The sequence below is a fragment of the Tenacibaculum sp. SSH1-16 genome, from assembly GCF_040104435.1.
Lineage (GTDB): Bacteria > Bacteroidota > Bacteroidia > Flavobacteriales > Flavobacteriaceae > Polaribacter > Polaribacter mesophilus.
The window spans coordinates 63140-77946 of the sequence record NZ_JBECOV010000010.1; the positions used below are offsets into that span (position 1 = coordinate 63140).

Below are 14807 nucleotides of genomic sequence, written 5' to 3' on the forward strand. Positions count from 1 at the left end.
CAAATTGATTTTATTGAATTGTAATGTTTGCTCCGTTGTAAAGTTTACCTTCAGAAGAAACGATATAGCTTTCATCGGCTGATAAACCTGATAATACTTCTACTTGATTTCCAAAGGTTCTTCCTAAGCGTAACCAACGTAACACAGCAGTATTACTTAGACTTACCGTATAAATTCCTGATAGTTGTCCTTTGTGTACCAAAGCTTCTGACGGAATTAAAACCATGTCAGTACTTTTTTGTGTTTTTTCAACAGGAAACTGAACTGTTGCAAACATTCCTGATAACAACTTTTTATCTGTTTTATCTAGGTCAATTTTAACTAAGTATTGTCCCCCTGTATTTTTGGCGGAGGTACTTACTTCCGATATTTTTCCAGTAACCGTTTTGTTTATTGATTTGATAGCTACATCAACCTTTGTGTCTTTTTTAATTTGAGAAATGTCACTTTCTGGTACTAACGCAGTTACTTCAAAACCGCCTTTTCCTTCTACAGAAATTAAAGGCATTCCAGGATTCGCCATTGCACCTTTATCGATAAATTTGTTGGTTACCACTCCTGAAAATGGGGCTCTGATATTCGTATAAGCAAACTGAGAATTGATTTCGTTTCTTAGCTGTTTAGCAGCTTCTAAATTCGCTTTGGCAACATTGTAATGAACAGTGATATCATCAAACTCTTTTTGAGAAGCGCTATTTTGTTCAAATAAGTTTTTAAAGCGATTGTAATCTTTTTCAGCGCTTGAAAATCCTGCTTGTGCTTTAATTACATTAGCTTCTACTTGTGCTTTTTTAGCTTGTAAATCGCTGTTATTGATTGATACTAATAATTGACCTTTATTTACCTTATCACCAACTTTTACATGTATGTTGGTTACATAACCCATCATACGAGTACTTAATTCAGCACTGTTGGTAGCTGCTACTTTTCCGCTTGCAGTGATAAACGGATTGGTATCATTAGCAGTTACTTTAGCAACTTTTACAGCTACTGTTGGTTTGTTGTTATTGTTTGTTGTTTCTTTTTTATCACAGCTTACTACTAAAAGTGATATGGCAAGGGCGATTGTATATATAGCTTTCATTTGTTCGTTTTTACTATTGATTATTTTTTAGTTTACTACCTCAAAGCAAACCTACGAGGTATCCAAAGGAAATTGATTTTAAAAAATCGACACAAGTGTCGGAGCATTTTAAATCTCACTTAGTGAGTTAAAAAATCTAAATAAGCTTTGGTATAGTTATATTGATATACGGTTTGGTAATATTCTAATTGTTTTTGAGCGTATTGTGTTTCAGCGGTTAATAAATCGGATGTTTTTTCTAGTCCTTCTTTAAATCTGTTTTTTCTGATTCTTAAGGCTTCTTCCGATTGTTGTAAGGCTAATTCGGTTAACTTTAATTGTTCCTCTGCATCGTTTAATAATCGTTTAGTGTTGTTTAACTCTAATTGACTTTTAGATTTGTACTGCTCGTATTCTAATCTTGATTTTTCATACTGAGCTTTGCTTTTTTGTGCTTTTCCGTAGCGTTTAGAACCTTTGAAAATATCCCAAGTTAATTGAGCTCCTACTACATAACCACTAGCATCTGCGTTGAAAATTTTATCATCATACAACTCGTAGCTGCCAAAGGCATTTAAACGAGGAAGAAAATCCATTTTATCAGCTTTGTGCATTTTTTGATAGGCTTCAGAAGCTAATTCCATTGCTTTAATATCTGAACGGTTTTCAGAAATAGTCATGTCAGCAAATTGATTCGTTAAGTGTACTTGCAAACTATCTGAAGGTTCATAAACGTTGTTCTGTGTTTCATTCATTAAAAAAGACAAGTAGTTAGAGGCATTTAGTACATTGCTTTTTGCTGTTTGTAATTGATTTTTTACTTCGGTAACTCGAACTTCAATGGCTAGTACATCTGCACGTTGTAAATACCCTTGCTTAAAGCTATTTTCTGCCATTTGTTGATTTGCTTCTGCGGCTTGTAAGGCTTTTTCTAATACCGAAACTCCCTTGTGAGCTAATTGCAATTGCATGTATGCTTTTTCTACTTCAAGTAATAAATATTCTTGAGTACGTTGCGTCTGCAAGTTGGTTGCTTCCATTTTAGTTTTAGCGGCTTTACGTTGGTAAATACCGTCTAAATTCACCAAAGGTTGCTGAACTTCGATTTTAGTAGCAAAGTTTTGTGTTCGTTTTGGATTGTTTAATAAATTTGGATTGAAATCCGCTTGCGTTAAAATTTCTTGATTCAACTTACTGCCAAATGCCATTAACGGATTGGTAGTTACAATTCCTGTATGAGAAGCAGTAATATTTGGCAAGAACATAGCGTTGGTTTGTTTGTAATCGGCACGTGCTTGCTGATAGTTTTGTTCAGCTATTTTTAATGAGGTATTATTTTCCTGAACTCTTTTCAAAACCTCACCTTTTGAAATGGAAATTTTAGTTTGAGCTAGGGTAGTAGCAGATATAAAAAGTGCTACCATAAATAAACTTATATATGATGTTTTCATTTTTACTGTTTTATAACAGCAAATTTAGTGGCAACATATACGGTAGTCAGTAACTTTAGTTACACAGGGTATGTTTTTTAGTAAAGAGGATATGTAGAATATATAAAAGAGAATATACTAATGTTCACCATAGTCTACATCATCCATTTTTCCTTTAAAGACTTTATACTGAATAATAAAATAAACAACTACTAGGATTGCAGCTATAAAAAACCAATTTAAACCTACGGACAAACCATACTCGTTAGCAGCTACATTATAAATTGTTAAATCGGGATTTATGTTATTGGTTGAAGGTAAAACTTTAGGGAAAATTGAAGCGACTGTAGTTGCCAAACCTCCTAATAAAAACAAAGAAGAATATAAAAACCCAGTGATGTGTTTTTTGTGCTTTTTTACGTTGAATAAACCAAATAACCCTACAAAAGTTAGCAGAGGGAAAATCCATAAAAAAGGATGCTCTATGAAATTATGAAATGGTTTAGGCTCTATAACATGCCAAGCGATTAATGAAATAATTACTAAACCTAATAAAACAAAAGAAAGAGTAAAAACAACCTTTTTTAGTTGGTTGTTAATACTAGCATTGGTTTTGAAAATAACCCAATTGGCACCATGGATAGTTAGTGATACCACTGCAATAATTCCCAGAAGTAAAGTAAACCAGTCAATAACTCCAAGTGTTTCAGAGTGAGGAGAGAATTCCGAATTCCATAAAGGGAGGAAAAAGTAATGTGCTTCATGAGTAGAAACACCATCTACTACATTTCCTAGATTAACACCACGTACCACATTTCCTAATGCAACTCCAAAAAATAAGGCGAGAAGCAAACTTGCAATCCCAAAAGCTTTGTCCCAAATACTTTCCCATATCCTATTATGTATTTGTCCGCGAAGTTCTAATCCAATAGCTCTAAAAATTAGTAACCATAAAACCATCATTAAAGGAAGATAAAAACCACTAAATGAAGAAGCATATAAAGTGGGGAAAGCAAAAAATAAGACACCGCCTGCAGCGATTAACCATACTTCGTTCGCATCCCAAAAAGGACCTATTGCTTTTACGACTTTCTTTTTATCTTCTTCTTTTTTAGCAAAGAATAAGTGAATAATTCCTGCTCCAAAATCATAACCATCTAAAATAACATAAATGGTTAACATCGTAACTAATACTATATACCAGAAAAGTTCCATAATTTAATGTGTTGTTTGAGGTCCTTTGTTAATGATTTTTCCTACTAAAATTAGAAATAACATTCCTAATAGTAAGTATAAACCTATAAACCCTAAAAGAGTAAATAAAGTGTTTCCTGAAGATACTGTAGGAGATGCTCCAGCGGATGTTCGTAATAAGTTATAAACTAACCAAGGTTGGCGTCCTAATTCAGCGGTATACCAGCCAGTAGTATTGGCAATATATGGAAATGGAATCATGAAGAGTAAAGACCATAAAATCCATTTTGTTTGATATAATTTTTTTCTGAATAACTGTACAATGCTAGCTAACATTAATGCAATAAAAATAGTTCCTAAACCTACCATTATATGATATGCATAATATAGTCCAGGTATATTTGTTGGGTAGTTTTTTTCATCAAATTCATTGAGTCCTTTAATCTCAGTATTCCATTCTTGGTAGGTTAAAAAGCTTAAGATGTTAGGGACGGCTATTTTATTGTCTAGTTTTTTCTCCAGCATATTTGGTTGTCCAATCAGCACTATTTCAGAGCCTCCTTTTTCTGTTTCAAATATACCCTCCATAGCAGCAAAGGTTATAGGCTGATATTTGACGACATTTTTAGCGGCTAAATCGCCTGTAGGAAAAGCAACTAAGATAGATGCTATAACTCCAAAAACAACTCCAGTTTTTAAAAATAATTTTCCAAATTCTACGTGTTTTTTATTTAAAAGATAAAGAGCTCCAATGCCAGCTACTACGAAAGAACTCGTTACCAAGGAAGCAGCCTGATTGTGCAAATAAGAAGGCCATAACCATGGGTTTGAGAACAAGGCTGAAAAGTTATTTAGTACAAATTTACCATTGGCTAGTATTTCATATCCTACAGGATTTTGCATCCAAGAATGTGTAGCTATAATTAGAAAACCACTCGCCCAAGAGCCTAAAAAGACAAGGAATCCAGTTAAAAAATGAAGCTTATGTCCTAGTTTTTTCTCTCCAAATAAAAACAGCCCTAAAAAGGAAGATTCTAAAAAGAAAGAAAACATTCCTTCCATAGCTAATGTTTGACCTATAATACCACCAGTAAGCTCGGAGAACTTAGCCCAGTTAGTTCCAAATTGAAATTCCATAGGTATTCCAGTAACAACTCCCATAGCAAAATTTAAAGCAAAAATTTTCATCCAAAACTTAGCAGCATCGTTGTATTTTTCAATTTTAGTCCTTAAAAATTTCCATTTGAAAAAAACTATCATTAACGATAGTCCCATTGTTAATTGTGGAAATAAGTAGTGAAAAGTAATAGTGAAAGCAAACTGCATTCTATCATAAAAGAGCATGTCTTCCATACCGAAGATTGTTTATGAGGTTATTAAATAAGAACGTTTTTTTAGTAGCAATAAGGTGGAATAAAAATAATGATATTATTTCACATGACTATTAATAATTTGAATCAAATCATCCTTGTGTAACATCCCAGATTGTCTCCATAATAGCTTCCTTTCTTTAAAAAGCATAAAGGTAGGAACTCCCTTAATTTGGTAGGTATTGGCTATTTGTTGATTTTTATCAACGTCTATTTTTAAAATAATAACATTTTCTCCTAAATCTTTTTTTACTTCTTTTAATATAGGAGCCATCATTTTACATGGACCGCACCATTCGGCAAAGAAATCAATCAAAACAGGTTTGTTGCCTTTAATTATTTTAGAAAATTTACCCATCGTTTTTTACTATAAAGGTAAAACGATTCTCTTGTAATAAATGTAACTTATGTTACAGGGTTAAAGTTCTAACACTTTAACTTTATTTCTATTTAGTTCTATTTTATCTTGTTTTTCTAAGGCTTTTAAAAGTCTTGAAATAACCACTCTAGAAGTGTGTAAATCGTTAGCTATTTGTTGGTGTGTTACGCTAATTGTTTCATTTTGATTCACTAAGGCTTTGTCTTTTAGGTATTTTAATAAACGTTCATCCATGTTTAGAAAAGCAATAGTATCAATAGCATCAATAAACTCTTGTAATCTGCTGTGATAACTATGTAAGATGAATTCTTGCCAGCTTTTATATTTACTAAGCCATTCACTCATTTTTTGTTTAGGAATCATTAATAGCTTTACATCAGTTTCAGCCACGGCTTTAATTTTACTTTTAGTCTGTCCCATACAACATGAAAGTGTCATAGCGCAAGTATCACCTTTTTCAATATAATATAAGACTAAGTCGTCTCCCTCTTTATCTTCACGCAAAATTTTTATAGCACCACTTAATAACAAAGGAATAGAAGTAATGTAGCTTCCAATATCAATAATAACTTCATTGGCTTTAAATTCTTTAGCTATTGCAACATCAGTTATTTCTTTTAATAATGCTTCTTCAAATAAATAACCATAGTATTTCTGTAAATCTTCTATCAAGATAAAATGTTTTTGTAAAAATAGTTAAATAATTACATTTTAGATAGAAATAAAATAGATGATAATCTATGATTTTAATCAGGTTTATACTTGTTTTTATTACTGAAATTTGAAGTAGATAATAACACAAAACTTTACTAAAATGAAAAAAAGAACACCAGTTTCAGTAATAATGACTAAAGATGTAATTACATTAAGTAGTACTGATGATTTAATGACAGCAGAAAAAATATTTAAAAAAGAACATATAAGACATATTCCGGTAGTTAGCGGAAATGAAATAAAAGGAATGTTAAGTTATACAGACCTTTTACGAATAAGTTTTGCAGATGCAATTGATGAAAATGAAACTGATGTTGATACTGTGGTGTACAATATGTTTACAATAGATCAAGTAATGGCAAAAAACTTAGAAACTGTAAATTCTAGTACTACAATTAAAGAGGTAGCAGAAATTCTAGCTAAAAAAGAGTTTCATGCTTTGCCAGTTGTTGATGATAATGAATTAGTCGGGATTGTAACTACCACGGATTTAATTTATTACTTATTAGAGCAGTTTTAGCTTTTTCTTCAATATAAGCCGTGTGAAAAGTTTAATTTTACGATAAAACCATACTTTTATTATGGTTTTTTGTGAGTTAAATTGTTTTCTAGAATTTATTTTTGAGAAACTTAAAACACTTTATTATGTTTAAAAACATTTCAAACCTAGGTATTGCTTTAAATAAAGCAGAACAAAAATCAATTAATGGAGGATGGATTTACGTTTTGTGTCATAGCTGTGAACCACTTCCTCGAGGCTATGTTTGTATGAATGATGTTATTTGTGGGGGGGAATAAGTTAACCTCAAAAAGATTACATTAATATTGTCTATATTATATTTATAGTACCTTTTAAGGGATTAAAGGGCTGTTAAATCAAAAGCGTACTTAGATTCGTTTCTAAATACGCTTTGACTTTTAATTTATAATAGTTTTTAAATTTTCAATTGTTTCGGTTGGGTTGTCACTTTTGAAAACAAAACTGCCAGCAACTAATACATTAGCACCTACCTCTACAAGTTTATTAGCGTTTTGATCAGTTACACCACCATCAATTTCAATTAGAGTAGAAGCTTCACTAAATTCAATCAAGTTCTTTAACTGTTGAATTTTTTTGTACGTATTTTCAATGAATGATTGCCCTCCAAACCCAGGGTTAACACTCATAATACAAACCACATCTAAGTCCTTTATAATATCTTCTAAAACTGCAATTGGTGTATGCGGATTTAAAGCTACTCCTGCTTTCATACCAGCTGCTTTTATTGCTTGAACTGTTCTGTGTAAATGTGTACAAGCCTCGTAATGTACTGTTAAAATGTCGGCGCCTAAATCAGCAAAAGTTTGAATGTAACGATCAGGGTCTACAATCATTAAGTGCACATCAATAGTTTTATTAGCGTGTTTTGTAATTGATTTTAAAACAGGCATTCCAAAAGAAATATTTGGTACAAAAACACCGTCCATAATGTCAATATGAAACCAATCTGCTTTACTATCATTTACCATTTCAACATCACGTTGAAGATTTCCAAAATCAGCCGCTAAAATTGATGGGGCTACAAGTTTTTCCATTAATATATAAGTTGTTGTGTTGTTATTATGTGCAAATATAGTTAAAACTAAGGGCATTAAAATGAAAAAGAAAGCTCTCTAATTAGAGAGCTTTCATTCATTAATCAAAAAACGAATAGTTACGATAACTATTTGTTGTTGTTTATGTTATTAACCTAAGTAAGTCATTAAAATCTTACTACGAGATGTGTGTTTTAATCTTCTGATGGCTTTTTCTTTGATTTGACGTACACGTTCACGAGTTAAATCAAATGTTTCACCTATTTCTTCTAAAGTCATTGGTTGATGCTCTCCTAAACCAAAGTATAATTTTACAACATCAGCCTCACGTGGAGTTAATGTTTCTAGTGCGCGGTTAATTTCAATACGTAAAGATTCATGTAATAATGTTTTGTCAGGGTTTGGTGATTCACCTGAGTTTAATACATCATATAAATTAGAATCTTCACCTTCAATCAAAGGAGCATCCATTGATACATGACGTCCAGAGTTTTTCATAGACTCTTTAACATCATTAACAGTCATGTCTAGTTTCTTAGCAATTTCCTCAGCACTTGGTGGGCGCTCATTTTCTTGCTCTAAGAAAGCATACATTTTATTAATTTTATTAATAGAACCAATTTTGTTTAAAGGTAGGCGAACAATACGAGATTGTTCAGCTAATGCTTGTAAAATAGATTGACGAATCCACCATACTGCATAAGAGATGAATTTAAAACCACGAGTTTCATCAAAACGTTTAGCGGCTTTAATTAAACCTAAATTTCCTTCATTAATTAAATCAGGAAGTGTTAATCCTTGATTTTGGTATTGTTTTGCAACCGATACCACAAAACGTAAGTTAGCCTTGGTTAGTTTTTCAAGAGCTCTTTGGTCACCAGCTTTAATTCTTTGCGCTAATTCTACTTCTTCATCAGCAGTAATTAAATCTACTTTTCCAATTTCTTGTAAGTATTTGTCTAAAGAGGCTGTTTCTCTGTTGGTAACCTGTTTTGTAATTTTAAGTTGTCTCATCTACTTCAAATATATTTTTAATTTATCAATCACTCTGCATTAACTTATACGTAAGAGGTTGCAATAATGTTACAAAATTTTTGTGTTTCTTAAAAAAAATCGTCTATTTGTTAAATAAATGTTAAAACAAATTGTATTAATGTTTTTTAAAGTGACCATACTATTAAAGTAGTGTCTAAATTTATTCGTAACTAAGAAGGAAAAACTAACTATACTGCCCCTTGGAGAGTATTGATGTAAAGAAAATAAACGACGAAGATTTGGTTCGTAAAATAGTAGAAAAAAATGATACTCATTTGTTTGCTATTTTATACGACCGTTACGCAGGTGTGGTGTATAATAAGTGTTATAGTTTTTCTAAAAGTAAAGAAGAGGCACAAGATTTAACACACGATGTTTTTATACGATTATTTGTTAAATTGAGAACTTTTAAAGGGAAATCTAAATTCTCTACTTGGTTGTATTCTTTTACGTATAATTTTTGTGTTAATTACGTGCAAAGAAACAAAGAGAAAAAAAAAGAAAAAGTTACCTTAGTGACTGATGAAATAAGAGAAGAAAGCAATATTGATGATATTGAAGACGCTACACTATTTGAATTAAAATCAGATAAACTAGCTAAAGCACTTGAAATAATTTCTCCTTCAGAGAAAATGATCTTGTTAATGAAGTATCAGGATGATATGAGTATTAAAGATATTTCTATAGGTTTAGATTTAGGAGAAAGTGCAGTTAAGATGCGATTGAAAAGGGCTAAAGATAAAGTAGTGAAAGCGTATAACGAACTGTAATAAATTATGGATAATCCATTTAAACAAATATTACATAACGAGGAGTTACCGGAAGTGCTAAAAGATAAAGTGCTTAATGATGTAGCAATGATAAAGCTATCAATTGATATAGCAGATTTATTTGTTGTGAAATATCCGAGTACTATTGTAGATTTGCTTAGTAGCAGTTCGCATAACAAAAACGAATCTAAAAAAGATTAAAAACTAAATTTTAACTACTCTAACTACAAAAAATTATGATTACTCTACAAATAGATATTTTAGCCCCCTTTTTAAATCTTTTTCAAGACATAGCTAAAACATTACCAACTGTAGCGATGTTTATTCTTTTTGTAATTGTTTCTTGGCTGGCAATAAAAGTATTTCTATACATTGTTAGAAAGGCTTTATCAAAAACTAAAATAGATGAATGGTCTAAAAAACTCAACAAAACAGAGATTTTTGGGAACAGTACCATTAATATTGTTTTAACTAATGTGATTTTAGCTGTTTTAAAGTGGTTTTTAATTTTCATTTTTGTAATGGTTGGGGCAGAGGTATTTGGTATGAATGTCGTTTCTGATGGGATAAAAAGCTTTTTTGCTTATTTGCCAAAACTACTAACAGCTGTAGGTATTTTTGTGGCAGGTGCATATTTAGGAACAATGGTAAAAAAAGCCATTCAAACCATGTTTAAGTCTCTTGAAATTTCAGGTGGAAATTTAGTAGGAAATATTGCTTTTTATTTAATTGTAATATTTTTATCTATAACAGCTCTTGATCAAGCAGGTGTAGACACATCAGTAATAAAAAGTAATTTAACATTACTAATAGGTTCTGTACTACTAGCGTTTACTTTAGCTTTTGGTTTTGGAGCTAGAGATGCTGTTGCTAGATTACTTTTTGGCTATTATTCAAGAAAGAATATATCAATAGGAGAAAAAGTTATAATAGATGAAGTAGAAGGTGTTGTTGTGGCAATAGATAATATTTGTATTACGATTAATACAGATACAGGAAAGGTTATATTACCAATTAAAAATGTAGTTGACAATAAAATAGTTATAAAAAATAATAAAAATTAACATTTTTTTATATCTTTGAAAACGCTAAAAACAATGTTTTTAACAGTACGATAGATTTCGGGGGACTTCTATCCGATTGATAAAGAGAAATCTTTATGAAAAGCCGCTTTTTGCGGCTTTTTTTATTTTAAAATTTAAATAAATCATTTACATCTATTGTGTTTTTGAATAAATTATTAAATAATTTATAAAATAAGTGACCAAATAAAATTTTTTGTGTCTAAGTAATAAAGAGTAATAGGATTTCGGGGGACTTCATATTATTTTTAAACTTAAAAAGGCTTTCTAATTTAGAAAGCCTTTTTTTATTGTGAATATATGTTTAAGAAATCTTATTCAAAAGCTAAGTGCAAAAACACTCCTCTAGTTCCTAAGAAATTAATTGGGTCTGTCCATTGACTAGGAGATTTGTTATCGTATATAGCCTCATTATTTATGGCAAAAACCCCTCTTATAGAAGGTGAGAATTTAAAATAACTTAAGTAAAAATCAACACCAATACCTACTTCGTACATGAAATTAGTGGTTGATGTTCTAAATTCTCCAGCAAAATTATCATCACTGTTTTTTTCATTACTTGAAAAGTTATGATCGTATGAAACTCCTCCAATTACATAAGGTCTCATATTATTAAGCCTGTTTGTGCTAAATTTTAACAGTAGTGGTAAGTGTAAGTATGTGGCTCCAACCTCACGTGTTTTTTCGTTTTCTGCTCCAGATATATGTTTAAAACGTAATGTTTTGGTGTTAGACATTAAACCAGGTTCAAAACGTAGGTTAATATTATTATGTAACCTTAAGTCAGCAATTAAACCTACATTAAAACCAATAGAGGACTCTACTTCGATTTCAGCATTATCAAAATCACTTGGAGCATAAGAAATTTTATAACCATTATTATTAGCTCCTAAGTAAAAACCATAGTGAAAAAGAGGTTTGTCAAAACTAGGAAGTTTCAATATTTTTTCTTTTTGCGCTTGTGTGGAAAACGACGTTACTAAAATTCCGAAAAGTAAAAGCTTTTTTAACATATTATTTTAAAGCGGTATAAATTGATGCAACACCAAACGTTACAGGTATATTCTTTGCATTCTTAAACCCGTTTTTTTGTAAAATATTGTTGAAAGCCTTTCCAAAAGGGAAGGAATTTGCTGTTTTTGATAAATAAGAGTAAGCAACCTTGTCTTTTGAAAAGAGTTTACCAATAATAGGTAAAATATAATTAGTATACAATTTATATCCTTGTTTGAAAGGAAACTTGGTAGGATTTGAGGTTTCTAATACAACAAACTTACCTCCAGGTTTTAATACACGTAATATTTCGGTTAAGCCTTTATCTAAGTTTTCAAAGTTTCTAACACCAAAAGAAACAGTAATTGCATCAAAGGTATTATCAGGAAAAGGAATGTTTTCACTATCTCCAACAATCATTTTAATTTTATTAGATAAATCAGCTTTGGCTATTTTATGTCTTCCTACTTGTAGCATTCCTTCAGAAATATCTAATCCTACAATTCTTTCAGGGTTTAATTTAGACATCATTAAGGCTAAATCACCTGTACCAGTAGCAATATCTAAAATTTGTTGAGGTTTATTTTCTCCTACTAATTTTACTACTTTTTTACGCCAGCTAACATCAATTCCTAAAGAAATTACACGGTTTAAGCCGTCGTAATCTTCAGAAATATTGTCAAACATTTGAGCTACTTGCTCTTTCTTTCCTAATTCAGAATCTTTATATGGTTTAATCTTTTCAGACATATGTTTTTGTTAGGTTTACGGTAAATTACCCATTAATGGCAACTACTTCATTAATTTGATTAGGTAACATTTCTTTAAGCATAGTTTCAATACCGTTTTTTAATGTTACTGTTGATGATGGACAGCCACTACAAGCTCCTTGTAAAATAACGCTTACTCTTTTGCTATCAGCATCATATGCTTGAAAAGCAATATTACCGCCATCAGAGGCTACGGCAGGCTTTATATATTCATCCAAAATATCAACAATTTTAGCTTCAGTATCGGTTAAATTCTCTTTAGGAACTTCAACGTTTTGCTTAGTTTGCTGTTTTGGTAATTCAGATATAATTTTTTTGCCTTCCTGTATATAACTACGAATAAAAGTACGTACTTCTTGGTATACTTCATTCCAATCAATCATGTCGTATTTGGTGATTGAAATGTAGTTTTCAGAAATAAAAATCTCTTTTACAAAAGGAAAACTAAATAATGCTTGTGCTAAAGGAGAAGATTTGCTTGCTTCTTCAATATTTGTATACTCAACATCAGTTTGTGTTAAAGCTTTGTTGGTTCCAAATTTCATTACAGCAGGGTTTGGTGTAACTTCAGCATATACTTCAACAGCATCTTTTTTGGTAGTTTCTTCTTTTACTACAGAATTACCATCTTGGATGTAAGCTTCTATTTGCTCGCGAACCTCTTCTTCAACATCGCTCCATTCAACAATATCGTATCGTTGAATAGCAATGAAGTTAGCTGTAACTAATACCTTCTTTACAAAAGGAAGATAAAATAGCTGTTGTGCTAACGGAGAGTTTTTAGCCTCGTCTATATTATTATATTCATAACTACCACCGTTTACTAATATTTTGTTACTAACAAATTTTAGAATGGTTTCGTTATTAGTTTCTTGTATGTTTATTTTTATTGAACTCATAAGTTGTAAATAAGAAGCAAAATTACGGTAAAAAACTGAGATATGTATATATAAAAAGTCCTGCTATAGCAGGACTTTTTATATATGTTTTTTATGAATTATAAACTAAAAGTAATTGTTCCAGAGATTCTAGAAGTATCGGTTGTTAATTCAATAGGATCTACATTTACAGCAGTTGAGTTATAAATATGGTACGGACTGTTGTTTTCTGAGTTAGTATATGATAAATCAAACTTAACGTTTCCGAAATTATAACCAAGTCCTAATGAAAATCCAGAAATATTATCACCGTCTAGAGCATTTTTATAAGGGCTTTCTTCATAATGATAACCACCACGAACACTCATTTTGTCAAAACGCCACTCAGTACCAATGTTTAAGGAATGAGTACCTTTGAAATCATTATCAAAGTTTTGATTAGTTTCTATAAAATAAGGGGCGTTCTCTCTATATTTTGTGCCACTGTAATCTTTATAAGTATAGTCAGCACTTATTAAACCCTGTTTACCAAAAACAAATGCTGCACTGGCTGTAAGTTTACTTGGTGTTCTTAGTCTGAAAATGTTTGAGTTAAATTCTTCGCCACTGTTAACATCGGTATTTTGGTTTGTTGCTGAAATTTCAGTGTAACCTATCCAATCATCATATCTAGAGTCATTCGGGTCGAAGACGTTTAAGTTGCTGTCTTCAAAAACTTCATTATACCATGTTGGAGTCTCATAAGCTAACCCGAAACGGAAGCTTTGATTTACTTTGTAAATAAAACCAGCACTAAAAGATACTCCGCTACCTTCAAAGTAACTATCTTGAACATTAAAAGCGTTTAATGTGTTACCATTATTATCTTCATTAACTTCTCTAAGTTCTGTAACTTGACCAAAGCTTAAGTTATGAAACTTTATACTAGCTCCTGCATATAATTTGTTTAGATGTACAGCAGAGAATCCCATCTCAAAAATGCTACTCTCTCCGTAGGTAGAATTAAAAAAACGTTGTTCTTGTCCATTGTCGTACTGATTGGTAATATCATCAGGATGTTCATTGAATAATGCCTGACCACTATTACCTTGTGAAGAAAACAAACCTTCAAAATCACTTTTTAATCTATAGTTAAAGGTTAATGCAAAACGGTTCCAGTCAGAGTTATGAGCAGAGTCAAAAGATAAAATACCACCAGCTTGGGTAATGTTAAAAAAATCATCTTCTGTTTCTGTTGTGTTTCCGTAATACTTAGCTGTATATGTAGTGTTTCTATTACCTAAAGTTACTCCAAAAGTACTTTTAATGGCAACGGCACTACCAGCTGGGTTAATACCAAAAGAAGATATGTCTCCACCTAATGCTCCAAAGGCTCCACTCATTGCTTCAAAACGAGCAGTTCCATAATTATTGTCTCTTGAAAATAAGATTCCTAAATCATTGTAACCCAAAGATTGCGAGTAGGCAGTATACGTACTAGCGATAATTATCGCGAAAGTTAAAATTCTTTTCATTTTTTCATTAATTCGTTAAAACTTATCTTGAAATTTTGAT

16 protein-coding genes are annotated in these 14807 nt (G+C 31.2%); 4 read left to right on the plus strand and 12 right to left on the minus strand.

All coding sequences use genetic code 11. The annotated features are described in order from the left end of the window. Positions 1 to 10: 10 nt before the first annotated feature. From ABMY20_RS12195 to ABMY20_RS12220, 6 genes are all read right to left on the minus strand, one after another. Positions 11 to 1084, minus strand: a complete 1074-nt coding sequence (locus tag ABMY20_RS12195) for an efflux RND transporter periplasmic adaptor subunit (protein ID WP_349265408.1) — start codon at positions 1082 to 1084, stop codon at positions 11 to 13. Between the two features lie 119 nt (positions 1085 to 1203). After that, positions 1204 to 2514 carry a TolC family protein gene (locus ABMY20_RS12200; RefSeq protein WP_349265409.1) on the minus strand — a complete coding sequence of 437 codons (1311 nt, stop codon included), beginning with the start codon at positions 2512 to 2514 and terminating at the stop codon, positions 1204 to 1206. Between the two features lie 117 nt (positions 2515 to 2631). Next, the gene (cydB, locus tag ABMY20_RS12205; protein ID WP_073184303.1) at positions 2632 to 3708 is read right to left on the minus strand and encodes a cytochrome d ubiquinol oxidase subunit II; all 1077 of its coding nucleotides are present in this window, start codon (positions 3706 to 3708) and stop codon (positions 2632 to 2634) included. A gap of 3 nt (positions 3709 to 3711) precedes the next feature. Further along, the gene (locus ABMY20_RS12210; RefSeq protein WP_349265410.1) at positions 3712 to 5040 is read right to left on the minus strand and encodes a cytochrome ubiquinol oxidase subunit I; all 1329 of its coding nucleotides are present in this window, start codon (positions 5038 to 5040) and stop codon (positions 3712 to 3714) included. Between the two features lie 75 nt (positions 5041 to 5115). Beyond that, positions 5116 to 5415: a thioredoxin gene (trxA, locus tag ABMY20_RS12215; RefSeq protein WP_159494739.1), complete on the minus strand. Its 300-nt coding sequence runs from the start codon at positions 5413 to 5415 to the stop codon at positions 5116 to 5118. Between the two features lie 60 nt (positions 5416 to 5475). Further along, a complete protein-coding gene (locus ABMY20_RS12220; RefSeq protein ID WP_281980579.1) occupies positions 5476 to 6108 on the minus strand; it encodes a Crp/Fnr family transcriptional regulator in 633 nt (210 codons plus the stop codon). Between the two features lie 142 nt (positions 6109 to 6250). Here ABMY20_RS12220 and ABMY20_RS12225 point away from each other — a divergent pair, with 142 nt between their 5' ends. Next, positions 6251 to 6670: a CBS domain-containing protein gene (locus tag ABMY20_RS12225; RefSeq protein ID WP_047790388.1), complete on the plus strand. Its 420-nt coding sequence runs from the start codon at positions 6251 to 6253 to the stop codon at positions 6668 to 6670. A 398-nt stretch (positions 6671 to 7068) separates the two neighbouring features. Here the strand turns inward: ABMY20_RS12225 and rpe are convergent, their stop codons facing one another. Both rpe and ABMY20_RS12235 read right to left on the minus strand, forming a co-directional pair. After that, complete coding sequence (gene rpe, locus ABMY20_RS12230; RefSeq protein WP_159494738.1) at positions 7069 to 7725, minus strand: ribulose-phosphate 3-epimerase; 657 nt, start codon at positions 7723 to 7725, stop codon at positions 7069 to 7071. Between the two features lie 150 nt (positions 7726 to 7875). After that, the gene (locus ABMY20_RS12235) at positions 7876 to 8739 is read right to left on the minus strand and encodes a sigma-70 family RNA polymerase sigma factor (RefSeq protein WP_028891227.1); all 864 of its coding nucleotides are present in this window, start codon (positions 8737 to 8739) and stop codon (positions 7876 to 7878) included. Between the two features lie 221 nt (positions 8740 to 8960). Here ABMY20_RS12235 and ABMY20_RS12240 point away from each other — a divergent pair, with 221 nt between their 5' ends. From ABMY20_RS12240 to ABMY20_RS12250, 3 genes are read left to right on the plus strand one after another with little or no spacing between them, the layout of a single operon-like run. Then, on the plus strand, positions 8961 to 9530 hold the full coding sequence (locus ABMY20_RS12240) for a sigma-70 family RNA polymerase sigma factor (protein WP_159494737.1): 570 nt from the start codon (positions 8961 to 8963) through the stop codon (positions 9528 to 9530). A gap of 6 nt (positions 9531 to 9536) precedes the next feature. Further along, positions 9537 to 9731 carry a hypothetical protein gene (locus tag ABMY20_RS12245; RefSeq protein ID WP_047790391.1) on the plus strand — a complete coding sequence of 65 codons (195 nt, stop codon included), beginning with the start codon at positions 9537 to 9539 and terminating at the stop codon, positions 9729 to 9731. 35 nt (positions 9732 to 9766) lie between these two features. Then, the gene (locus ABMY20_RS12250) at positions 9767 to 10594 is read left to right on the plus strand and encodes a hypothetical protein (protein ID WP_047790392.1); all 828 of its coding nucleotides are present in this window, start codon (positions 9767 to 9769) and stop codon (positions 10592 to 10594) included. Between the two features lie 332 nt (positions 10595 to 10926). On the opposite strand, the gene ABMY20_RS12255 is transcribed toward ABMY20_RS12250, so the two are convergent. The 4 genes from ABMY20_RS12255 to ABMY20_RS12270 all read right to left on the minus strand — a co-directional run bounded on the left by ABMY20_RS12255 (position 10927) and on the right by ABMY20_RS12270 (position 14767). Further along, positions 10927 to 11625: a porin family protein gene (locus ABMY20_RS12255; RefSeq protein WP_349265411.1), complete on the minus strand. Its 699-nt coding sequence runs from the start codon at positions 11623 to 11625 to the stop codon at positions 10927 to 10929. 1 nt (position 11626) lies between these two features. Then, positions 11627 to 12355 carry a bifunctional demethylmenaquinone methyltransferase/2-methoxy-6-polyprenyl-1,4-benzoquinol methylase UbiE gene (ubiE, locus tag ABMY20_RS12260; protein WP_047790394.1) on the minus strand — a complete coding sequence of 243 codons (729 nt, stop codon included), beginning with the start codon at positions 12353 to 12355 and terminating at the stop codon, positions 11627 to 11629. Positions 12356 to 12380: 25 nt separating this feature from the next. Then, positions 12381 to 13274: a NifU family protein gene (locus ABMY20_RS12265; protein WP_159495183.1), complete on the minus strand. Its 894-nt coding sequence runs from the start codon at positions 13272 to 13274 to the stop codon at positions 12381 to 12383. 98 nt (positions 13275 to 13372) lie between these two features. After that, a complete protein-coding gene (locus ABMY20_RS12270; protein WP_047790396.1) occupies positions 13373 to 14767 on the minus strand; it encodes an outer membrane protein transport protein in 1395 nt (464 codons plus the stop codon). Between the last annotated feature and the right edge of the window lie 40 nt (positions 14768 to 14807).